Genomic DNA, 20,102 nt, shown 5'->3' on the forward strand with positions numbered 1-20,102 from the left:
GAGAGCGCTCAGTCGTCGTCGGGATGAACGTTTGTTTCCATCGCGAAGTCGTCCTCGGCGTAGCCGACACAGGTGAGGAACCAGCCGTCCTCGATCTGCTCGTCGTCGAGGTACTCGTTGCCGTCGTGGCTAATAACCTCGTTGGCATCCCCGTCGTAGCGGGCCGTACACTGGCCACAGGTGCCGGCTTCGCAGGCGTAGGGCAGATCCCACCCCTCGTCCAGTCCGGCGTAGAGCAGCGCTTCCTCTTCATCGACCTCGATGGTCTCGTCGAACTCCAGGAACTCGACTTCGTACATTTCGGCGGCTTCTTCTTCGCCGTTCTCTTCTTCGGGTTCGTCTTCCTCGCCGTTTTCTTCCTCTTCGGGTTCGTCTTCTTCCGGTTCGTCCTCTTCGTCGTCGAACAGGCCGAGAAAACCCGAAATCGCGATGGTTCCGGCACCGCCCATCGCAACTAGCAGGCGTCGGCGTTCGGGATCGGCACGGACGCGACGTCGGTTCGGGTAATCGTCGTCATCGGCGTGGTCGTGGAGGGGGTCAGAGTGCTGTGACTTACACTTAATGATAGCTGCTGTTCACGGGTCTGGGTTGTCCTGTATATTACATTCCTTTTTACACTTTTACATTCCTTTTTACACTTGCTCAGGACGAGCGGCTGTTACAGCGAGCTGTACGGAATCATATAAATGACTGAAATATGAAGACACATAAATGTACCCACAGGTATTGAAGGAAGAATATGGGCGATGACCAACCGGCTGAACCGCCGATAGACGAAGAGCAAGCAAACGAGATCGAAGAGAGTCTCGACGGAACGTTCACGATGCCGCGGGGGAGTTCGGAGACTCATCGTCGGCGACTACTGGGTGCCATTGGTGGTCTCGGGACCGTCGCCGTCGCTGGCTGTCTCGGCCTGTTCGAGGAACCGGACGACGACACTGCTGACGATCCGGAGCCGGAAAACGGTGACGAGGACGACGAGGAAACAACAGAGCGTCCAGATTACACCGAAATCGACACGATGATGCCGGACTGGGCGATGAAAGACCTCGTCATCTCACTCGATACCCAAGTCGCGTACAACGACGAGCAGATTTTCTTCAATTTCGAGTGGGACTGGGACGTACCGAACGGTTGGTTCCACGACCTGTTCGTGTACGAAGATGACGAATGGGTACGGTACGGTGAGCCCAACCCCGGTGCCGCGGATCCGGACTACGGCGTCGGCGATATTTTCAGTGGCTTTACCGAGGATCGGCTGGCCTTCTTTATTGATGACGGTAGTGTCGAAGGATTCGAGAACTTCGGCGGTTGGCTTACTATCCACGAAGGAACGCGAACGCTGCCGGGAGCAGTCGAAGGTGAGGAAGTCGAAGAGCACCCCCATCACGGAGACATCCTCGAAAATGACGACGTCAGAAAGTACATTCCACAATCCCGAAACGGTGAGTGGTGGGAAAACGACTGGGACGATGTCAAAGATCAGGAGGAGCTCGACGAGATGCTAGAAAACGGTGAGTTCCTCGATATGCCTATGTTCCGGGCACACCGTGGTGGACCTGGCGGTTACGGAACGACACACTGCATCCTTGACCACCGCCATGGTGCAATGGATGAGCCCTCGACGCGGATTCGGAACAGTCAGGATCTCGTGGACGGCAACCCGGAGTACATGTTCGATCCGGAGGTCGTTGAGGGCGGGACATTGGACCTCGACGAGATTTACGAAGGGGAGGTATTACAGACCGATACGCACGCCTTGATCGAGAACGAAAACATGGTGCCGTTCGACGAGGAGGAAGCTGATATCTACGAGGGAGCAGTCATCCCCCGACGCTACAACCGTCCAGACGCAGTCGAGGGGCCAGGAGCGATCTGGCAAGTGGACGCAACGTGGGAAGACGGAACGTGGACCGTCCAGATGTGGCGTGACCTCTCTGTGGGGTATCTCGGTGAAACGGAATTCGAACCGGGTGAAGTCTACGACTTCTCACCGGCTGTCCATGGTGGAGGTGCCCAGCGCTGGCACTGGGTCGGATATCCGTACAAACTCGGACTCGGCGTCGAGCCCGAATACCAGGGTGAGAGTGATGAACTCGGCACATCGGAACTGGTCGCCGAAGAGATCGAGGGCGAACCAGACTGGGACGACATCGAGACCTACACACTTCCGCTGATGTACCCTGGTCAAACTGACTGGACATGGATGATCAGTGGGGAACACCCTCAGGTCGACGATATCCGAAACAACGAGATCAATATCTGGGAATACCACGACGAGGCTCCCGAGGAGTTCGCACAGCGCATGATCGATCTGGAAGAGTCGATGGCGCCGCGCAAATAATCCTCGCACAGGGGATTCGACCACGGTCGCTCTTTCCGTCTCTGTGACGGAGGCACCGGTTAAAAAGCTGTAATATACAGCGAGTGGCGTAGACAGGATCCGCTAGTACAGTTATGTATGAGTAGAGGCCCACCACCAGCTATCGAAAGCAATGAGTGGGAGGAATGGACGGCTGAAGTAGTCGAAAAAAACGGGCTTTGACATCGAGCCTGACGTCGAAATGGGCAGAGATGCCCAGCGGATGCTCGAACTCGAGAGCCCGGACATCCCGCGGAAGTAACGGTTGCACGACGGGGTAACATCCCGTTCCGTGGGGTCGTCGGATTTCGAACACACATGTACGACGATATCGCCGGTCTCTCAGTGACGCTCGGAAGCGACGGGTTCGACCGTCTCGAATCGATCCGTGACGGCGCGGAGCCGACGGCTCGCCGATCGATCCACGAGGAGAGTGGGATCGAGGAGACGTTTGTTCTCAATACGTGTCAGAGGTGTGAACTGTATGCATACGGATCCCGCGCACGCTGCGTACTCGCGGAGGTCGGTCGGTGCGTCGGCGTCGACGTCACGCCGGACGGCGGTCGGTTGCTAACCGGGGAAGCTGCCGTTACCCATCTCTTTCAGGTTGCCTCGGGACTCGAAAGCGGGGTGCTCGGGGAGGACGAAGTGCTTGGACAGCTTCGTGATGCGTACCACAACGCAGTTGATGAGGGCGCGGTGAACGGACGGCTGGAGACGGTCATCTCGAAATCGATCCGCGTCGGCGAGCGTGCCAGAACCGAGACCGCGATCAATGAGGGTGCGGTCTCGCTGGGGAGCGTCACCCTCGATCGGATCCACCACGAACTTGCCGCGGTCGAGGGGCCAGACCGGATCGCCGACTGTGACGTGCTGGTCGTCGGTGCTGGCGAGGTCGCGGAGCTGGTCGTCGACTCCATCGCCTGTCGGACCGGCACTGACGGGTCGGTCGTTGTTGCGAACCGGAGCCGGCACGGAGCCGAACGGCTCGCGGAAACGGTCGATGGGGAGGCCATCCGGATCGCGGATCTGTCGAACGCATACTTTGAGCGTGCGGACGTGGTGGTGTCCGCCACGGGAGCCGACGACCGCGTCCTCACGCTCGGCCAGCTTGTCGGCCACGAGCTGATCATGATCGATCTCGCGAACCCCCGCGATGTCGATCCGGCTGTCGCCGACCTCGATGACATCTCGGTGACGACCATCGACGAGGTGTTGGCCGTCAGAAACAGCGAGATACGACGGCGCGAGGCGGCGATCGACGACGTCCGGGCGATTATCGACGAGGAGAGTGACCGGCTCGAAGAACAGCTCCGGGTCGAACGTGTCGACGACACACTCGACCGGATCTACTCGCAGGCGCACACGCTCCGCGAGTCCGAGACCGAGCGGGCGCTTGCACGGTTACACAACGAAAAGGGGGAGCCGCTCACGGAACGCCAGGAGACTGTGGTCCGGGATCTCTCGATGGCAATTGTCAACAAGCTGTTACATCCCACGACGTCCGAGCTACGTCGGGCGGCAGCCGAGGACGATCAGGAGACCGTCGACACGCTGCTTCGACTTTTCGACAACCACCTCACTGAGGAGTGAGATCCAGCGGAGTGAACAGGAGTACTTATAAATTTTGAACTGGTGGCCCAATGAATCCCTTAGCAACGCGCGGGCGGCCGAACGCCCCGGTTCCGGACGGCACGATGTTCAGACATTCTACAATGTTTGGAATTTGTGCACGAAATGGCCACCGACCGGTGCCGACCGGGCCGAAATCCCCGGCCGCTACAGAACGGTGCCGTGTTTCTTCTCGGGCACCTCTTTCTCGACGTCCTCGTAGAACGCAAAGCGGGCGGCCAGTTGCGCCCGGAGATCGCTCGGCGGGACGATCTCGTCGATGACGACCTCGCTGGCCATTCGGTGGACGTCGATGTCCTCACGGTACTCCTCGCGGAGCTCCGCCTCACGCTCGGCTCGCTCCTCGGGATCGTCGATCTCGTCGAGCTTGTTGGCGTAGACGGCGTTGATTGCGGCCTCGGGACCCATGATCCCGATTTCGCCGGAGGGTAGCGCAATGACGCTCTCGGGATCGTAGGCCGGGCCACCCATGGCGTAGATGCCCGCGCCGTAGGCCTTGCGCGTGACGACGGTCTGCTGTGGGACCGTGGCCGAAGAGGTGGCGTAGATGAATTTTTTGCCCTGTTCCAGAATACCCTCCTTCTCGACTTGCGACCCCGCCATGAAGCCGGGCGTGTCGCAGAGATACAGGATCGGGATCTCATAGGCGTCGGATTTCCAGATGAACTCGGCCGCCTTCTCGGCGGCGTCGGGGAATATCGCCCCCGCACGGACCGCAGGCTGGTTGGCGACAATACCCACCGGTCGGCCGTCGATCCGGGCGTATCCCGTAACGATCTCCTTGCCGTAGTCCTCCCGTAGCTCGAAAAAGGAGTCGGCATCGACGACCCGCTCGATCAGGTCCAGCACGTCGTAGCTCTCGTTCGGTTTCTCGGGGACGACCGCGTCGATCCCATCGGGTGCCTTCGCCGGTGACTTTCCCTCCCGTTTCGGCGGCTTCTCCCCCGCTCTGTCGGGCAGGTAGCCGATCAGATCGGCGACCAGTTCGCGGGCGTGTTCCTCGTCGCGGGCGATCAGGTCCGCGCTCCCCGACTCCTCCATGTGGATCCGGGGACCGCCGAGCTCCTCCAGGTCGATCCGCTCGCCGGTGACCATCTCGACCATCCGGGGACTGGCGATCGCCATCGCGCTGACGTCCTCGACCATCACCGTGAAATCGGCGAAAACGGGCGTGTACGCCGCGCCAGCGATACATGGGCCATAAAGTACGCAGATCTGTGGCACGCGACCGGAGAGCATCGAGTGGTTGTAGTAGTACTTCCCGATCCCCTCGCGGTTGGCGAAAAAGCCGGTCTGCTCGTCGATCCGGCCGCCCGAGGAGTCCATCAGGTACAGCACCGGCTTGCCCGACTTGAGCGCGCGCTGTTGCATCCGCAGGAACTTCTCGACGCCGCGCTGGGCCATCGAACCCGCCTTCACAGTAAAATCGTTCGCCATGAAGTGGACGTCCCGCCCCTCGAATGCCGCAGCACCTGTCAGCAGGCCATCGGCTGGCAGTCTCGTATCGGGATCGGGATCGTCGACCTCGGGACTGTTCGGATGCCAGCTATCGAAGTTGGCGAATGCACCGTCCTCGAAGTGGAGGGCGGTCTCTTCCCCGTCCGACACATCGTCGTCGCCGAACCACAGCGCCAGACGCTCGCGGACGAACAGTTTACCCTGCTCGTCGAGACGCTCGCGGTACTTCTCCGGACCGCCCTGTTCGATATCGTCGATCTCCTCACGAAGCCGTCGTTCCCGGTCCGTTGGTCCGAGGTCGGCTTCCGGGCCACTGGCGTCTCCATGCTCCCGGGTCGGCCGGTCCGGATCATCATCCGGAGAACGTGTAACGGTCGGCTCCGGCTCCTCTCCGACATAGACCTCGATCCGCTCGTCGACGTGGGTCGCAAGCGCCGCGGCGATCGCTGTGGCCTCCTCGTCGGTTGCCGTGTTCCCGATACGAACTTTCACGTCACTGAATGGAACGACTGCGGATAAAATATTTTGGTCGTTCGTGATATTAGTTCCCGGACGTTGCCGGTTTCCAGCTCACCTCGATCTCGATCGTCTCGTGATCTCCTCTGAGCAGCGCCGAACGTTCGATCACGTCGATCGAGTAGTTGACCTCCTCGGGCGGCGACACTCTGACGGACTTGTTTCCGACCGAAATGCGCGTCTCCGCATCCTCGAAGGCATCCGCGAGCTCTCGAAGGTACCGTGCCATCTCCTCGGTCGATACCGTCTCCGAACTCGACGTTCGTTCTGCCATGGACCAACAGCATTGTCGACGTGGGATAGTAATACTGTGATTAAAAAGTAACGGCCGAACCGTCCCCCATCAGCGGCGCGTGTGACGCGGCCGTCCTCTCTCCTCTTTCCCCCTGGCGGCCTGTCTCCCCAGCAGGCCGGCGGACGCTGCTGCGTCCACTTGCTGGAAAGTGGGAGTACTCGCTTTGTTATACAGTTTCTACTGGGGAGTAGGCACTGATTACGTGCCGAGCGAGCGTTCGAGTTCGTCGATCAATGTCTTGTTACCGACGTGCAGGGGACACCGCTCGTGTAAATCGCCCGGTTCGATCTCGAGGATTGACTGGCGGCCGTCGCTAGAGCGTCCCCCTGCGCATTCGACGATATAGGCGATCGGCGCGGCCTCGAACTGGTGGCGAAGCTTACCGGCGGGTCTGGATTCGAGTGCGGGATATGCGAACACGCCACCGTATCCCAGCACCTGATTGACATCGCCGACCAGGGCACCCCCATACCGGAGTTTCAGGTTTTCACGAATCCCCTCGGCGTACGACTCGAAGGAGTCGGACCATTCGTCGACTCCCCCACCGAAGCCGAAGACGCTGGGTTCGGGCGGGAGTTCCAGATCTCGCTCCTGGCACTCTAGCTCACCGTGGACGACCTCGTACTCGGTGACTGTCCCGGCCGTCGCCGAGACCATCGTGATCGTCGGGCCATAGACGACGAAGGCCGCACCGACGAGATCTCGACCGCTCGCCGGGAGCGCCCCATCGTAGACGCCGACGACCGTCCCGACGAGATTGTTCGAGTCGAGGTTCGAGGAACCATCGAGTGGATCGACGGTGACGCTTAACCCGTCGCCGACATCGACGGGATCCGACCGTTCTTCGCTCGCGTACGTCCCCACCCCGTCGATGTTGCCGAGCCGTTCGGCGAGCACTTCGTCGAACCAGAGATCGGCTGCGCGCTGGCGCTCACCGCTCCTGTTCGTTGATTCAGTTTTCCCACGACGCCCTCGAATTGCATCGCGCAGTTCGGGCGTGCTCTCGGCAATCGTCTCGAAGACCTGATCGGTGATCGACGTCCGCACCTGACCCGTCGCAGTCGCTGTTCGTACCGTTTTCATACTGTCACTCATCGACTGGCCCCCCGATCCCGTCCGTTCTCGCGTCGACCGCTGGAGTTCGTTCGGCAGTACGTACCGAGTACAGAGTGTCGCTCAGGGCGTTCATCTATTTCGTAATCCGGTAATCACACATATATAGTTATTGGTCGTATTGCAATTTGAGAAGGGCAGTTTAGACAGTCGTAAATCGGGTTTCGTCCTATTTAAGGACTTTATGTGGAAGACAGCGCATTACTACAGACATAGTTAATTCACCGCTAAGGAGTCATCGATGTTGCCGCCGAATGCCAGTCCTCGACGCGCTCGTGTTCGATGTCGAGTAGATCGGCTACCTGTTCGGGATCGGCGGTGGCAAGCCGGCGTACCGACGTAATTCCGGCCTCGGCCAGCAGTTCGGCGTCGTCTTCCGTGACACCAGCAACCGCGGTGATGGGATCGGGCTTCGACCGTTCGCGCCATGCCGACTCGGCGGCAACGGCGGTCCCTCCACCATCCGTCTCCGCGGTTGTCTCCCCGTCGCTTGTGCCGCGTTCGGACGTCCAGTCGTCCTCGGTGAACGAGTCGTCAGTATCGTCGATATCTCCGGACGGCGTCCAGTCGCCGTCTCGAATCCTCGACCGGTTCTCGGTGCGACCATCCGCGGATCCGGCAGGCGACCAATCGCCATCCGTTGCGGAGCCATCAGTTGTAGCGTCACTCCCCGTACTCGCCGCGACCCACTTGCGTTCCCCATCACGAAGCCCACGGACGTTCTTCGATCGATTGTCGAGCTGGCTTCCCTCGCCGCCGAACGTCCACGGTAGCGAGTGCCAGCGCCTGATCTTCGTCGCGACACCCGCGTTGATGCCCGCGTCGACGAGCAGCTGGTACGAGACGCGCTTGTCGCGGATATCGGCCGCCGCCACGCTCTCGGCGCGCAGCGTTTCGGCGGTCGCAGGGCCGATATAGCGCAACTCTTCTAGGTCCTCTCGTGTATCCTCGCTCACGGGTGATCACCTGATTACCCGATGATTATTACACAGGTTCTTGAAACTTGCTCCCAGTATCACACGACTGGACCCGTCAGACACGTATTGATTACGATACTATTATCAGGGAACAAACGTTTATCGGCGATGCCGTTCTATGCTTCGTCATGCACGGGGCTCTCGACAGGGTAGAGCGGGTCGGTGTCGTCGGTGCCGGACAGATGGGCAGTGGAATCGCACAGGTCGCTGCAACTGCGGGATACGACGTCGTACTCCGGGATATCGACCCCGACCTCGTCGAGGATGGAATCGACCGGATCGACGACAGTCTGGGTCGACTCGTGAATCGCGGCGACATGACGGAGGCCGATGCGGCGGCTGCCCGCGAACGGATCGAGGGGACCACTGACCTCGACAACATGGAGAGTTGCGATCTCGTTATCGAGGCGGTGATCGAAGATATCGACATCAAGCAGGACGTCTTCTCGTCGCTTGACGACCTGCTCGACGAGGATGCCTATCTCGCCACCAACACCAGCACCCTCTCGATCACGACGATCGCCAGCGCGACCGATAGACCGGAACAGGTCGTCGGTCTGCACTTCATGAACCCGGTCCCAATTATGGACGGCGTCGAGGTCGTCGTCGGCGAAAAGACGAATGAGGCGACGGTCGAGTTCGCCCATACCTTCGCCGAAGATCTCGGCAAGGAAACGTGGGAAGCCGACGACAAACCCGGCTTCGTCACGAACCGGATCCTCATCCCCTGGCTCAACGAGGGGATCCGCGCATACGACGAGGGTGTCGCCAGCAAGGAGGATATCGACCGCGGGATGACACTCGGTACCAACGTTCCGATGGGACCACTCGAACTCGCCGACCACATCGGGCTAGACGTCGCCCTGCACGCCTCGGAGACGCTCCATGAGGAACTGGGCGACCGATACACACCCGCCTATCTGCTCAAGCGAAAGGTTGCGGCGGGTGACCTCGGCAAGAAGACGGGCGAGGGATTCTACGAATACGATTGACCACGTTCTCACGGTTCGAGAAACCGCGTCGGTATTAAGCCGTATTGTGGGAGACGGCTCACCAATGACTGTGAGCCGAATCGCCCCGGGGAAGAGCACGACGATCAAGCGCCCGTACGGACGGTTGGCAGCCAGTCGGCTGGAGGACGACCGCTGATGCTCGGGACCGCACTCGCCCCGGTGCTGGGGCTACTCGAGCCGACGTTTCTGAGTCGGTCACAGTTCGCGTGGACGATCACGATTCATATCATTTTCGCGTCGTTATCTGTTGGGCTCGCACCGTTTATCGTCTACTTTACGTGGAAAGACGTCAGAACGGGGAGCCAGCGGTACGCCCGGCTCCGCGAGTTCTGGGTGACGGTCTTTGCGATCGGCTTCGTGATGGGCACGGCGACAGGGATCCCGATGAGTTTCCAGTTCGGCACGAACTTCCCGATCTTCTCGGAGGTGACTGGCGAACTGATCGGCGGTCCGCTTGCCTTCGAAGCGAAGATGGCCTTCTTCCTCGAAGCAGTCTTCCTCGGTATTCTGCTCTTTGGCCGCGAGCGGGTCAGTGATCGGACCTACGTGCTTTCGTCAGTGCTGGTTGCAGTCGGCGCGTGGCTGTCGGCGTTCTGGATTATCGTCGTCAACGCGTGGATGCAGACCCCACAGGGCTACGAACTCGTCGACGACGGGAGCGGACTGGAGGTCGCCACGATGACCGACCCCGTCGCTGCGATGCTGACGCCGCGGCTGCCGTGGATGTACGCACACATGCAGCTCTCTGCGGTAATCGCCGTTGCCCTGCTCATCGCCGGAGTCGCGGCCTACTTCATCTGGCACAACCGCGACTCGACGGTCTGGCGAACCGCATTGATGATCGCGATCGTCGTTCTGATCGTTACCGCACCGCTCCAGGCGTTACAGGGCGATGCCTACGCGCGCCACGTCGAGGACACCCAGCCAGCGAAATTTGCCGCGATGGAGGCCCACTACGAGACACAGACGGGGGCCGATCTGCACATCATCGCGTTCCCGAACAGTCTCGACGGGCTCACTGATCCACGGGCGGAGAACCTCTGGACAATAAGTATCCCAGAGTTGGCCTCGGTGTTAACGGGTGGTGATGCAGAGACCGAGGTGACCGGCCTCAACGAGTTCGAGGATACACCCCCGGTAGCGGTGGTGTTCTGGTCGTTCCGGGTGATGGTCGGCCTGGGGGTCTGGTTTATCACCCTCTCGCTGTGGGCGGGCTATCGGGCCTATCGGGGACAGTTGACAGAGAGCAACCGGTTGCTGGCCGCGTTCATGCTGTCGACGCCGCTCGGGTTTATCGCGATGATCTCGGGGTGGTACACCACCGAAGTAGGCCGGCAACCGTGGATCGTACAGGACGTCCTGACGGTCGACGATGGAGTCTCGGAGACGCTCTCGACCTCGGAGGCACTCCTGTCATTTGTCGCCTTTTTCGTCGTGTTCACCGCGCTGTTCCTGATCTTCGTCTACGTGTTCTGGCGGATTATGGGCCGGGAACGCGAACGGATCGAGAGCGTCAGCGAGACGGACAGTCGCGACGCCGGGACGGCCACCGACGCCGACACGGCGCGACGTGACGACGAGGCTGCGCCGGAGGGTACCCACGAATGACGCCGCTGTTCGTCTCGCTGGACGAGTATCTCATCGGCTCGCTCCCCGAGTTGTGGTTCGCCGTCGTCATGCTCGCGCTGGGACTGTACGTCTTCCTCGACGGCTTCGACTTCGGGATCGGTATGCTGTATGCCACCTGTGAGACCGAGGCCGAACGCGACACACTGATGGCTGCCTTCGGCCCGATCTGGAAGGCGAACGAAGTATGGCTGGTCGGGTTTGGCACATTCTTGATCGCCGCGTTCCCACCGGTGTACGCCCGCTTGCTCAGCGAGCACTATCTGCTGGCGATCGCGATCCTGTTCGCGCTGATTGCGCGGGGTGTCGCGCCGAAGCTTCGTGACGAACGCGAAGACGCCACGTGGCAGGAGACCTGCGACCGATCGTTCATCCTCGGAAGTCTCGTCTCGCCACTCCTGCTCGGGACACTGGTGGGCAGCTGGGTCTTCGGCACCGGTGCGCTCTCCTTGCCCGCCGTCCTGACTGGCGTTGTCGTGGTTGCACTGTCGCTGAGCACTGGCGCAGCGCTCCTTGGTCTCAAGACCGACGGCGCGCTCCGGGATCGGATGGCACGGTACGGCCAGGGTGCCGTGGTCGGCTATCTGGGCGCAGTTGTACTGTTGCTCACCGTCGCCGTCGCGCTCGACGCCGGGGCGATCCGGTCGGTCGTTGCGTCGATCAGTGGCATTGCAATCGTCCTTACGACGATCGGGCTGGGCGTCGCTGCGGTCGTCTTTGCCGGTCGTGGCGCTGACCGCGCGTGGTTTGCCAGTACTGCTGGCCTCGCGCTCGCCCTGCTCGCGGTCGTAATTTCACTGCTGTATCCGACAATCTATCCGGCCGCCGAGATGACAGTCCGGGACGCCGTCGTCTCGCCAATCCCGCTCAACGTCTCGACGATCATCGGCCTGCCCGTGCTCGTACTCGTGCTTGGATATTTCGCCTATCTGTACTCCGTATTCGCCGGTCCCGTCGACGAGCATACCTTCGAGGGTGGGTACTGACCGATGTTTCGCACCACAACCCATCAATATTAAGCCAGATGGGGGTATGCTACCGATATGGCAACCAACACACGCGCCGGTGGACTGGGGTTTTTTGACCGCCTGAAGACCGGCTGGACGCTTACCAAAGACAGCGTCGGCGTGATCCGCGATCACCCGAAACTGATGGTCTTCCCATTGCTGGCGGCGATTTCGAGCATATTCTTCCTCGTGCTCTTTTTCGTCCCGATGGTGCTTGCGGAGTTCATCGGCGGCGGACTGGAGTACGTCGTCCTGTTCGTGCTGTACTTCGTGACGACCTTCTTTAGCACGTACTTCTCGGCGGCGCTGGTGTACGCCTCAAACGAGGCGTTTCACGGGCGCGAGCCGGGGCTCCGATCGAGTATGTCGGCGATCAACGGTCGGCTCGGACCGATCGTCGTCTGGTCGCTGATCTCCGCGACGGTCAGTATCATCTTCCGAATACTGGAGAATTCCGATAGTCCGGTTGCAGCCATCATGCGTTCGCTGTTCGCGCTCGGCTGGTCGATTATGACCTTCTTCATCGTCCCGGTGATCGTCTTCGAGGAGGTCTCGACGACGGAGATGTTCAAAAAGAGCGGCGGGACGTTCAGAGACACCTGGGGCGAGACGCTCGGGGCCGGGTTCGGGATCACGGGGATCGTCCTGCTGTTTGGCGTTGGCTTCATCGTGGTCGCACTGGCACTGTCTGCGGTCGTGGCGACTGCGCTCCCCGGCGTCGGTATCGTGCTTGCGATCGTCTTCGTCGCGGTCGCGATCACCTTCAGCTATCTTCTTAGCCAGACGATCTGGGGCATCGCAAAGACGGCACTGTACGTCTACGCACAGGAGGGTGTCAAGCCCGATCAGTTCGACAACTTCGACTTCGAGACGCTCGGGGGACGGACCGAACAGAAAGCAAACACGGGCAGTCCCGGCGGACCGACCTCGGGAACCTTCGTCGACGACGACTGAGCGCTAGTAGTCGCCGTTCTCACCGGCCAGTGCCTCCTGTCGCAGCTGTTCTCCACGCTCCGAATCGACGACGAGGTCGGGGACTTCGACGGTATCTCGGTTATCGTCGATTGCCACGTAGATGAAGTAGGAGTCGGCTGTCTGCTCTGTCTCGGCAGTACGCGGGTTCTCCCGATAGGTCTGGACACGCACGCGGACGCTCGACGTTCCGGCCGCGTAGACGTAGGATTCGATCAGTGCCGTATCCCCGACCTCGATCGGCCGCTTGAAATCGACCCGATCCATCCGGGCGGTAACGCAGGTCTCGCCCGCAAAGCGCATCGCGGCCATCCCGCCCACCTCGTCCATCCACTTGACGACGTTGCCGCCGTGGGCGGTTTCGAGGCTGTTTGCGTGGTTCGGCTGGACCATCTCGCGGTTCTCGATGTACGAATCGAGGAGGTTCGTCGGCATACTCGAACTCATCGGAGACGTGGCAAGTGTGCTACGATCGGCTGTCGATACCGGGGTCGGAACCCATGACACGACAAGCGTAAAAACCGCGCCCGTATATGTCGCCGTAGATGACCGACGCAGCGGAAGCCGAGGACGTGGACGCCGTCCCCTCGGGGGAGGGGAACGTGACCGTTGTCGGGACGGCCCACGTCTCCGCCGAGAGCGCGGAGCGGGTTGAAGCGCGGATCCGCGAGGAGCGCCCGGACGTCGTCGCGGTCGAGCTCGACGAGGGACGATATCGCCAGATGCAAGGCGAGACGCCCGACGACATCGAGGCCAAGGACCTGCTTAGCGGCAACACCGTCTTTCAGTTCCTGGCCTACTGGATGCTCTCCTACGTCCAGACGCGCATGGGCGACCGGTTCGACATCGAACCCGGTGCCGACATGCGGGCCGGGATCAACACGGCCGAAGAGCTCGGGATGGGCGTTGCGCTCGTCGACCGCGATATTCAGGTAACGATGCAACGCTTCTGGACCAGACTGTCGATAGGGGAGAAGGCCAAACTCGTCGGCGGACTCGCCCTCGGAATCACCGACCCTCGAACCCTCGGTGTGGTCGGCGGCGGCGTGCTCGGGATGGTCTTCGGCGCGATCGCCGGGGTCGTTATCGCCCCCGCGCTCGGCTACGGCGACCTGCTCACGCTGGGCGTCACGAGCGCCGGCTTGCTCCAGCTTGTCGGCGCAGTCGGATTCGGCACAATCGCCGGACTCCTCATCGGTTTCCTCTTCGTGCCGACGATTCGTCCACCGCCCGGACTCCCGCTTGATGGCTTTACGACACGACTGCTGGTCGGTGCAGTAGCCGGCATTGCCGGTGCCGTCGCGCTCGTGACGAGCGGGGTCGCTCCGTTTGGCTTCTTCGGCCCGGCGACGTTCGAGGGCTACGGCGTCACGGCACTGCGGCTCGGCACCGGCGTCGCGGCTGGCGGGGCGATTGGCCTCCTCGTCGGGACGCTGATCGGCCTTGCACTGGACGCCTCGATGGAAGACGTCGAAAGCATCGACGAGGAGTTCGATATCGAAGAGCTCACCGACGGCGACGTCGTCTCGGCAATGATGGAGGAGTTCCGCCGCTTTAGCCCTCGGGGCGCGGAAGCGCTGATCGACGAACGGGACGCCTTCATCGCACACAAGCTCAACGCCCTGCGCGCGAACGGCTACAACGTGGTTGCGGTCGTGGGCGCGGGCCATCAGGCCGGGATCGAACGCTACCTCGACGAGCCGTCGACGCTGCCGGATCTGCAATCGATCTCGACGACCGCAAAGAAGCGCCGGTTCTCGATCGGCAAGGCAGTCGGCTACCTCTTTACGATCGGGTTCGCTGCCTTCTTCGTCCTCCTCCTGCTCGCGGGCGTCGAGGACGGATTCTTGCTGCGGCTGTTCGCCGCGTGGTTCCTGATCAACGGCGTCTTCGCGTTCGGCCTTGCCCGTCTCGGCGGCGCACACTGGTCGAGCGCGGGCGTCGGCGGCGCGGTCGCCTGGCTAACTAGCATCAACCCGATGCTCGCGCCCGGCTGGTTCACCGGCTACATGGAACTTCGCAAACGACCGGTCAACGTCAGCGATATCCAGACCCTGAATGAGATCCTCGACGACACTGAGAGTCCGATCTCCGAGCTGATCGACCGGATGTTCGAGGTGCCACTCTTCCGGCTGATCACGGTGGTCGCGCTGACGAACATCGGCTCGATTATCGCTAGCTTCCTCTTCATTACGGTCGTCGTACCCTACATGGCCCCCGAGATCGGCGGCCTCAGCGGCGTCGGCAACGAACTGATCAACGGCGCGCGCAACGGCGCGGAGATCGTCCGCGGCCTGCTCCCCTGATCATGGCCGGCGTTCCAACCCGAACACGGCGACGCGAGTTGACGTTCAGTACCGACGAGAAACGCGATCTGGCAATCGCGTGGGTCGCGCTGGGCGTCGCCTTCGCGATCTTTATTTTCCTGCACATGGCGGGCGGCGCGGCGAGCGTCAGCGGGATCTTCGTCCTCTCGATGGTCACCGTCGGCGTCGGCTTCATCCTGCACGAACTCGCCCACAAGGTCGCCGCGGTCCGGTTTGGCCAGGCTGCCGAGTTCCGCGCCGACTACGGAATGTTGTTTCTCGCGATCATGAGCGCGATCATCGGCTTCATTTTCGCCGCGCCGGGCGCGGTACATCACCGCGGCCGGATCACGCTCGCCGAGAACGGCCTGATCGCGCTCGCCGGACCGGCGGTGAACCTCGGGCTCGCCGCCGTCTTCTTCCCCCTGGTGTTCGCCCCGGTCGCCTTTGTCGAGCAGGTGGGCCGCTTTGGCGTCTTCATCAACGTCTTCTTGGCGACGTTCAACATGATCCCCTTCGGCCCGCTGGATGGGAAGACGGTCTACAACTGGAGCAAGGCCGTCTTCCTCGGCGTGTTCGCACCGTGTCTCCTCTTGACCTACCTCGTCTTTACCCGGATCGGGTTCGGCCTCTGATGGAGTCCCATCAGCTACCGATCGCGACCGGCGTCATGCTCGTCTCCGCGGCGGCGGGGGCGGCGGTCTCGGGCTACCCCCAGTGGGGGATCCTGCTGATCGGCGCCGTCGCTGGCCTGCTCTCGATCGCACTCGGGATCGTCATGGCTCCCAAGCCGCCCATGGGCGAGTGAGCCTACGCTCGACGTCTGTCCGGGCTATTTGACGATGGTCACTGGGACTGTAGTCTTGTCAACGACCGTCTTCGCGACGCTCCCGACGACGTAGTCCGGTTTGTCAGACAGGCCGCGATGACCGACGTAGATAGCTTCGATTCCGTTCTCGTCGGCGTACGTCGTGATCGACTCGGCGGGACGGCCGGTCAGCAGCTCGGTCGTGATCTGGACTGCGGCGTCCGCCTCGGTGACGGCCCGTGCCGCAACCGTTTCCGCCTGCTCAAGTATCCGTTCGCCCTGTTCGAGCGCGGCGTCCTCGCCGGGCAACACGACCTGTCCGTCGACCAGTTCGGTCTCCGGCGTCAGGACGTGGACGATTTCGAGGTCAGCGTCGACCAGTCCGGCCTGCCTGGCCGCGTGTTCGATCGCCGTGTCGCTGACTGCGGAGCCGTCGGTTGCAACTAGATAGTCCATAGTTGTCCCTACTTACCAGGTCGTTGTAATAGTTTCACGATTTCTCACCCCCCGAGAACCACCGATACCGACGAATAGGTACACCCAGTCGGTCGATCGCTCAGTCGGCCATCCCGGTCGGCTCGATCAGTTCGAGAACCCGTCGATCCAGTCCATTCCCCGCGACATCGACGGTCTTGCCGTCCTCGTCGTACCGGATCAGTCCCGACTCCTCCAGTTTCGGGAGATGGTTGTGATGGAGCGCGATTCGGACGCGCTCTGCCTCGGTCATGGTCGCCCCGCCGACGTGTAGCTCTCCCGCAACACGCTCGGCGAGATGCTCCAGTTCGATGGGTCGGTCCTCTGTCGCTGCGATAGCACGGAGGGCTACCTGTCGGGGTTCGCTGGCAACTGCGCCGAACAGTTCCTCCGGCGGTGCTGTTGCACTGTCGCTGGGGGTGTTCGTGGTCATGTGTGGGTCACCTGTCTCGTTTGCATTCGACCGGAACTCTCAGTCACGTTCGATAGCATGCCATCGAACCATCTCCCAGTTCCCCATGATACACAATGGTTTCCTGCGCGCTCGAAGATTTGCAGGATACACAATGATTTCCTGCGCGCTCGAAGATTTGCAAGAAAAACTGATATTATCCTGGTTCGTCGGGTACGAGCGTGTGGGTGGCCAGGGTGACGATCGCCCGGCGGAGCCGTTCGGTCACGGCCTGATCGGAGATACCGAGTTTCGCGGCGAGTTCGTTCGTGGTACAGCCACGGGGGATCTCGTAGTAGCCCAGCTCGATTGCGAGTTCCATCGCCTCCCGCTGTGGCTCAGTCAGCCCGTACCACGGCCCGGCATCCGGCTCCGTCGGATTGTAGATGCGCGTCATTTCCAGTGAGATCCCCGCCCGCTCACAATGGTCCGTAAAGCCAGTGAGCAACTCGTGTTCGGGAAATCGGAGCTCGAACTTCCAGGTCTCGGCCGTGCCGACGGCACTCAGGAGCTGGCCATCGTACTGGCCGATTCCGGCAAACAGGTGGTCCTGGTTCGCGTCCCAGTCGAGTGTAAACAGCGTCCGCCCCTCGAAGACGTCCACTTCGGTCGCGTCGTTGACGGTCGGATGTTCTTCGATCCGTTCGACAAACGACTCCCGAGTGATATCGTGGACCCAGAACAGGGGAACGGTCGCGTCGCCGGTCGGAACGAGACTTTCGAGTTCGATAGAAGCGTTGCCGGCGACAGTGAGAATACGCCCGAGTTCGAACTCACCCGCCGGTACTCGAAACTCCGCAATTACGCTCATTTAGTACTCCCCCATTTAGTATGCCCGTACAAAATGTGGTGGCTTGGTATACCAAGTCCCGCTCGTACGGCGGTGTTCGAGACCGCACCACGGCACCCCCTCTGCAGTCAGACCTCACATGTGTCACTTGGTACACCATCACTTGGTATTATACACGGCTTCACCCTATGAAAGTCTATGGCCACGGTTATGGAGTTCACCAGTCCAGCCGCCGAGTTCCCGCTCGGAACCGTCTTCGAGACCCTCCCGACGGTGACCGTCGAACTGGAGCGACTCATCCCCCACGAGACAGTGATCATCCCGTACTTCTGGGTTCGGGGAGCCGAGGCCACGGACATCGAGGCGGCGTTCAAATCCCACGAGGGGACGAACGATATCGAACTCGTCGACAGCGTCGAACAGGAGTACCTCATGCGCGTCGAGTGGGATCGGGAGTACGTGGGGATCCTGACGGCCCTCGCGGAGACGAATCTCGTCGTTCTCTCGGGCGTCGGAACGGCCGACGGCTGGGAGTTCGAGGTTCGCGGCGAGGAGCGCGCGGAGATCAGCGAGTTCCGCTCGTACTGCCAGGATCACGAGATTCCGATCACGATCACGGCCGTTCACTCCCTGTTACCGATACACGGCGAGGGCTACGAACTGACTGACGCCCAGCAGGAGGCGCTCGTGCTGGCCTTCGAGCGGGGCTACTTCGATTCGCCGCGGACCACCTCGCTCGAGGAGATCGCCGACGAGCTCGGGATCACCCAGCAATCCCTGTCCTCGCGGCTCAGGCGCGGCCATCGGCGGCTTATCGACGCCACGCTGATGCCGGAGTAGCGCGCCGATTTACTTATATAGATACTGTATAGTAAGTGGTCAGCCTCAAACGCTCAAGCCGACTAACTCTCCTGTTATGAGCAAGACATGGAACGGCTGTCAACTGCAATCAATGGAGTTTTCGCGTCAGTCTCAAAGCTATCGCGCACGATACGATCCCGAGACGTGTTCTGCCGATATGGCCATCGTGAGTTCGCTTGCGAGCGTGTTAGACGTCGATCCGATCGAGCTGGAGCCGCTTCAGTACTCGGTCGATATCGACGCGCTGAACGATGTAGTGGACCACGCAAATGACGAGATGAACGTGTCCTTTCAGTTCGAGGGCTACGACGTCTCCGTCTCGACCGACGGAACCATTGATCTCACGCCGCCCGACGAGGGGCCAACAGCTGACATGGGTCGGGGTGCCAACTGATGGATCGACCCGAATCTGCGATCGTCTCGGAAACGGCATTTCAGTCTGCACTCGCGTCGCTGCTCCGCCGGGCGGACGATAACGACGTCGAGGTCGAAGGCGGGTGGGACTGTCGAAACGGCGAGGACCATCCCGACTGGGACGTCATCGTCACCGAAGTGGAAAAGAACGCCGACGACTGAATTCCCGTTCAGTAGTTCTTGAACAACACCGCCCGGACGTCGTCTTTCGTCCCCGCGTTCTCGGTCGTTCCATCCGGAAGGTCGACCTCGTAGCGCGCGTCGCCCTCCGTCTCGCGCCATTTGTCGTCGTGGGTATCGAGCAGTGACATCATCGCCGAAAGGCGGTCCTCACCGCTTTCGGCACTGTCTGATTCGTCCTCGTCATTGGCATCCTCGTCATCCGCTTCGTCCGCGTCCTCGCTCTCCTCGTCCGTTTCGGCGTCTTCGGGCTCCGGCTCGTCCTCGGTGTCGCCCGACTCGTCGTCGCTCTCCTCGACGCCTCCAGTCCCTTCCGCGAGCACGTCATCGAGCGTTCCATCGTGGTCGTCGATCAGGTACTGGACGGCGTCGCTGATGCGGACGTGGCCGTAGGGGCCGACGATATCGGCTTCGAGTTCCGAACGCAGATCTTCCAGATACTCCTGTTGATCCTCGGTGATCTCAATTTCGGGCATACTGGTCCCTGCGAAGCGAACTATTAAATAGACTGTGACGACGCGCGACGCCGCCGCTGGTCGGTGAGTGCGAAAAATACGGGCCGATTGACGCTCAGAGCAGGTCCTGGTCTTCGAGCTGTTCGAGCACGTCGTCGACAAAGGCCTCGGGCGTGTCGTAGGGAAAGTCCCCGCCGCCGAGTTTGGTGTTAAGCTCCATTGCGGTCATCGAGAAGTCGCCGGACTCGAACTTCGTTCCGGGTCCGTTCGGCAGCGCCGGAACGAGATCCATCGGACTGGAAATCGGGTAGTCAGCGCCCTCGAAGGCGTCGATCATCTGGTCTCTGAGGTCGTCTTTGTCTGCCATGTGTCTACACGTGAGCGGGGATAAA

The 20,102-nt window shown here is 61.2% G+C and carries 23 protein-coding genes; 12 read left to right on the forward strand and 11 right to left on the reverse strand.

The window, feature by feature from the left end; all coding sequences use genetic code 11:
• Positions 1-8: 8 nt before the first annotated feature.
• Positions 9-449 carry a 2Fe-2S iron-sulfur cluster-binding protein gene (locus AArcSt11_RS07090; protein WP_250595836.1) on the reverse strand — a complete coding sequence of 147 codons (441 nt, stop codon included), beginning with the start codon at positions 447-449 and terminating at the stop codon, positions 9-11.
• 290 nt (positions 450-739) lie between these two features.
• On the opposite strand from AArcSt11_RS07090, the gene AArcSt11_RS07095 reads away from it, so the two are divergent.
• The gene (locus tag AArcSt11_RS07095) at positions 740-2,344 is read left to right on the forward strand and encodes an ethylbenzene dehydrogenase-related protein (RefSeq protein ID WP_250595838.1); all 1,605 of its coding nucleotides are present in this window, start codon (positions 740-742) and stop codon (positions 2,342-2,344) included.
• A 336-nt stretch (positions 2,345-2,680) separates the two neighbouring features.
• A complete protein-coding gene (hemA, locus tag AArcSt11_RS07100) occupies positions 2,681-3,955 on the forward strand; it encodes a glutamyl-tRNA reductase (protein ID WP_238478893.1) in 1,275 nt (424 codons plus the stop codon).
• A gap of 186 nt (positions 3,956-4,141) precedes the next feature.
• On the opposite strand, the gene AArcSt11_RS07105 is transcribed toward hemA, so the two are convergent.
• The 4 genes from AArcSt11_RS07105 to AArcSt11_RS07120 all read right to left on the reverse strand — a co-directional run bounded on the left by AArcSt11_RS07105 (position 4,142) and on the right by AArcSt11_RS07120 (position 8,332).
• A complete protein-coding gene (locus AArcSt11_RS07105) occupies positions 4,142-5,944 on the reverse strand; it encodes an acyl-CoA carboxylase subunit beta (RefSeq protein WP_250595840.1) in 1,803 nt (600 codons plus the stop codon).
• Between the two features lie 49 nt (positions 5,945-5,993).
• Complete coding sequence (locus AArcSt11_RS07110; RefSeq protein WP_250595842.1) at positions 5,994-6,242, reverse strand: amphi-Trp domain-containing protein; 249 nt, start codon at positions 6,240-6,242, stop codon at positions 5,994-5,996.
• A 219-nt stretch (positions 6,243-6,461) separates the two neighbouring features.
• Complete coding sequence (locus tag AArcSt11_RS07115) at positions 6,462-7,346, reverse strand: class 1 fructose-bisphosphatase (RefSeq protein WP_250595843.1); 885 nt, start codon at positions 7,344-7,346, stop codon at positions 6,462-6,464.
• Between the two features lie 257 nt (positions 7,347-7,603).
• Positions 7,604-8,332 carry a DUF7409 domain-containing protein gene (locus tag AArcSt11_RS07120; protein WP_250595845.1) on the reverse strand — a complete coding sequence of 243 codons (729 nt, stop codon included), beginning with the start codon at positions 8,330-8,332 and terminating at the stop codon, positions 7,604-7,606.
• Positions 8,333-8,481: 149 nt separating this feature from the next.
• Here AArcSt11_RS07120 and AArcSt11_RS07125 point away from each other — a divergent pair, with 149 nt between their 5' ends.
• The 4 genes from AArcSt11_RS07125 (at position 8,482) to AArcSt11_RS07140 (ending at position 12,953) form a co-directional block, all read left to right on the forward strand.
• Positions 8,482-9,345 (forward strand): 3-hydroxyacyl-CoA dehydrogenase family protein, encoded by an 864-nt coding sequence (locus tag AArcSt11_RS07125; RefSeq protein ID WP_250595848.1) that lies wholly within the window; start codon positions 8,482-8,484, stop codon positions 9,343-9,345.
• Positions 9,346-9,501: 156 nt separating this feature from the next.
• Positions 9,502-10,974 carry a cytochrome ubiquinol oxidase subunit I gene (locus AArcSt11_RS07130; protein WP_250595850.1) on the forward strand — a complete coding sequence of 491 codons (1,473 nt, stop codon included), beginning with the start codon at positions 9,502-9,504 and terminating at the stop codon, positions 10,972-10,974.
• Positions 10,971-11,978, forward strand: coding sequence for a cytochrome d ubiquinol oxidase subunit II (locus tag AArcSt11_RS07135; RefSeq protein ID WP_250595852.1), 1,008 nt, complete (start codon positions 10,971-10,973; stop codon positions 11,976-11,978). The genes AArcSt11_RS07130 and AArcSt11_RS07135 overlap by 4 nt, the downstream gene beginning before the upstream one ends.
• 57 nt (positions 11,979-12,035) lie before the next feature.
• Positions 12,036-12,953, forward strand: a complete 918-nt coding sequence (locus tag AArcSt11_RS07140; RefSeq protein WP_250595854.1) for a DUF6159 family protein — start codon at positions 12,036-12,038, stop codon at positions 12,951-12,953.
• Positions 12,954-12,956: 3 nt separating this feature from the next.
• Here AArcSt11_RS07140 and AArcSt11_RS07145 read toward each other — a convergent pair whose 3' ends face one another.
• Positions 12,957-13,406, reverse strand: coding sequence for an acyl-CoA thioesterase (locus AArcSt11_RS07145; RefSeq protein ID WP_250595856.1), 450 nt, complete (start codon positions 13,404-13,406; stop codon positions 12,957-12,959).
• Between the two features lie 110 nt (positions 13,407-13,516).
• Between AArcSt11_RS07145 and AArcSt11_RS07150 the strand changes: the two genes are divergently transcribed.
• Genes AArcSt11_RS07150 through AArcSt11_RS07160 form a run of 3 tightly spaced genes read left to right on the forward strand, consistent with a single transcriptional unit; the run spans position 13,517 to position 16,085 of the window.
• Positions 13,517-15,277, forward strand: coding sequence for a TraB/GumN family protein (locus tag AArcSt11_RS07150; protein ID WP_250595858.1), 1,761 nt, complete (start codon positions 13,517-13,519; stop codon positions 15,275-15,277).
• 2 nt (positions 15,278-15,279) lie between these two features.
• A complete protein-coding gene (locus tag AArcSt11_RS07155) occupies positions 15,280-15,912 on the forward strand; it encodes a zinc metalloprotease (protein WP_250595860.1) in 633 nt (210 codons plus the stop codon).
• Positions 15,912-16,085, forward strand: coding sequence for a hypothetical protein (locus tag AArcSt11_RS07160; RefSeq protein ID WP_250595862.1), 174 nt, complete (start codon positions 15,912-15,914; stop codon positions 16,083-16,085). Before AArcSt11_RS07155 ends, AArcSt11_RS07160 begins: the two co-directional genes overlap by 1 nt.
• Positions 16,086-16,109: 24 nt before the next feature.
• On the opposite strand, the gene AArcSt11_RS07165 is transcribed toward AArcSt11_RS07160, so the two are convergent.
• The 3 genes from AArcSt11_RS07165 to AArcSt11_RS07175 all read right to left on the reverse strand — a co-directional run bounded on the left by AArcSt11_RS07165 (position 16,110) and on the right by AArcSt11_RS07175 (position 17,821).
• On the reverse strand, positions 16,110-16,541 hold the full coding sequence (locus AArcSt11_RS07165) for a universal stress protein (protein ID WP_250595864.1): 432 nt from the start codon (positions 16,539-16,541) through the stop codon (positions 16,110-16,112).
• 100 nt (positions 16,542-16,641) lie between these two features.
• Entirely contained in the window at positions 16,642-16,992 is a 351-nt protein-coding gene (locus AArcSt11_RS07170) for a DUF7344 domain-containing protein (protein ID WP_250595865.1), read from the reverse strand.
• A gap of 175 nt (positions 16,993-17,167) precedes the next feature.
• Positions 17,168-17,821 (reverse strand): helix-turn-helix domain-containing protein, encoded by a 654-nt coding sequence (locus tag AArcSt11_RS07175; RefSeq protein ID WP_250595867.1) that lies wholly within the window; start codon positions 17,819-17,821, stop codon positions 17,168-17,170.
• Between the two features lie 177 nt (positions 17,822-17,998).
• Between AArcSt11_RS07175 and AArcSt11_RS07180 the strand changes: the two genes are divergently transcribed.
• The 3 genes from AArcSt11_RS07180 (at position 17,999) to AArcSt11_RS07190 (ending at position 19,237) form a co-directional block, all read left to right on the forward strand.
• Positions 17,999-18,640 (forward strand): helix-turn-helix domain-containing protein, encoded by a 642-nt coding sequence (locus AArcSt11_RS07180; protein ID WP_250595869.1) that lies wholly within the window; start codon positions 17,999-18,001, stop codon positions 18,638-18,640.
• 178 nt (positions 18,641-18,818) lie between these two features.
• Complete coding sequence (locus tag AArcSt11_RS07185) at positions 18,819-19,055, forward strand: HalOD1 output domain-containing protein (protein ID WP_250595872.1); 237 nt, start codon at positions 18,819-18,821, stop codon at positions 19,053-19,055.
• Positions 19,055-19,237 carry a hypothetical protein gene (locus AArcSt11_RS07190; protein WP_250595874.1) on the forward strand — a complete coding sequence of 61 codons (183 nt, stop codon included), beginning with the start codon at positions 19,055-19,057 and terminating at the stop codon, positions 19,235-19,237. Before AArcSt11_RS07185 ends, AArcSt11_RS07190 begins: the two co-directional genes overlap by 1 nt.
• Positions 19,238-19,245: 8 nt before the next feature.
• Here AArcSt11_RS07190 and AArcSt11_RS07195 read toward each other — a convergent pair whose 3' ends face one another.
• Both AArcSt11_RS07195 and AArcSt11_RS07200 read right to left on the reverse strand, forming a co-directional pair.
• Complete coding sequence (locus AArcSt11_RS07195) at positions 19,246-19,731, reverse strand: hypothetical protein (RefSeq protein ID WP_250595876.1); 486 nt, start codon at positions 19,729-19,731, stop codon at positions 19,246-19,248.
• 94 nt (positions 19,732-19,825) lie between these two features.
• Positions 19,826-20,077, reverse strand: coding sequence for an MTH865 family protein (locus AArcSt11_RS07200; protein ID WP_250595878.1), 252 nt, complete (start codon positions 20,075-20,077; stop codon positions 19,826-19,828).
• Positions 20,078-20,102: the final 25 nt, after the last annotated feature.

The organism is Natranaeroarchaeum aerophilus, assembly GCF_023638055.1.
In the GTDB taxonomy this organism is placed as follows: domain Archaea; phylum Halobacteriota; class Halobacteria; order Halobacteriales; family Natronoarchaeaceae; genus Natranaeroarchaeum; species Natranaeroarchaeum aerophilum.

Bases quoted from the DNA above. Each gene is read 5' to 3' on its own strand.
- AArcSt11_RS07150 (WP_250595858.1), top strand. From the start codon at position 13,517: ATGACCGACGCAGCGGAAGCCGAGGACGTGGACGCCGTCCCCTCGGGG.
- AArcSt11_RS07090 (WP_250595836.1), bottom strand. From the start codon at position 449: ATGGGCGGTGCCGGAACCATCGCGATTTCGGGTTTTCTCGGCCTGTTC.
- AArcSt11_RS07180 (WP_250595869.1), top strand. From the start codon at position 17,999: ATGGCCACGGTTATGGAGTTCACCAGTCCAGCCGCCGAGTTCCCGCTC.
- AArcSt11_RS07110 (WP_250595842.1), bottom strand. From the start codon at position 6,242: ATGGCAGAACGAACGTCGAGTTCGGAGACGGTATCGACCGAGGAGATG.
- AArcSt11_RS07165 (WP_250595864.1), bottom strand. From the start codon at position 16,541: ATGGACTATCTAGTTGCAACCGACGGCTCCGCAGTCAGCGACACGGCG.
- AArcSt11_RS07200 (WP_250595878.1), bottom strand. From the start codon at position 20,077: ATGGCAGACAAAGACGACCTCAGAGACCAGATGATCGACGCCTTCGAG.
- AArcSt11_RS07135 (WP_250595852.1), top strand. From the start codon at position 10,971: ATGACGCCGCTGTTCGTCTCGCTGGACGAGTATCTCATCGGCTCGCTC.
- AArcSt11_RS07195 (WP_250595876.1), bottom strand. From the start codon at position 19,731: ATGCCCGAAATTGAGATCACCGAGGATCAACAGGAGTATCTGGAAGAT.
- AArcSt11_RS07170 (WP_250595865.1), bottom strand. From the start codon at position 16,992: ATGACCACGAACACCCCCAGCGACAGTGCAACAGCACCGCCGGAGGAA.
- AArcSt11_RS07160 (WP_250595862.1), top strand. From the start codon at position 15,912: ATGGAGTCCCATCAGCTACCGATCGCGACCGGCGTCATGCTCGTCTCC.
- AArcSt11_RS07155 (WP_250595860.1), top strand. From the start codon at position 15,280: ATGGCCGGCGTTCCAACCCGAACACGGCGACGCGAGTTGACGTTCAGT.
- AArcSt11_RS07145 (WP_250595856.1), bottom strand. From the start codon at position 13,406: ATGCCGACGAACCTCCTCGATTCGTACATCGAGAACCGCGAGATGGTC.
- AArcSt11_RS07130 (WP_250595850.1), top strand. From the start codon at position 9,502: ATGCTCGGGACCGCACTCGCCCCGGTGCTGGGGCTACTCGAGCCGACG.
- AArcSt11_RS07125 (WP_250595848.1), top strand. From the start codon at position 8,482: ATGCACGGGGCTCTCGACAGGGTAGAGCGGGTCGGTGTCGTCGGTGCC.
- AArcSt11_RS07185 (WP_250595872.1), top strand. From the start codon at position 18,819: ATGGCCATCGTGAGTTCGCTTGCGAGCGTGTTAGACGTCGATCCGATC.
- AArcSt11_RS07095 (WP_250595838.1), top strand. From the start codon at position 740: ATGGGCGATGACCAACCGGCTGAACCGCCGATAGACGAAGAGCAAGCA.
- hemA (WP_238478893.1), top strand. From the start codon at position 2,681: ATGTACGACGATATCGCCGGTCTCTCAGTGACGCTCGGAAGCGACGGG.
- AArcSt11_RS07140 (WP_250595854.1), top strand. From the start codon at position 12,036: ATGGCAACCAACACACGCGCCGGTGGACTGGGGTTTTTTGACCGCCTG.
- AArcSt11_RS07190 (WP_250595874.1), top strand. From the start codon at position 19,055: ATGGATCGACCCGAATCTGCGATCGTCTCGGAAACGGCATTTCAGTCT.
- AArcSt11_RS07175 (WP_250595867.1), bottom strand. From the start codon at position 17,821: ATGAGCGTAATTGCGGAGTTTCGAGTACCGGCGGGTGAGTTCGAACTC.
- AArcSt11_RS07115 (WP_250595843.1), bottom strand. From the start codon at position 7,346: ATGAAAACGGTACGAACAGCGACTGCGACGGGTCAGGTGCGGACGTCG.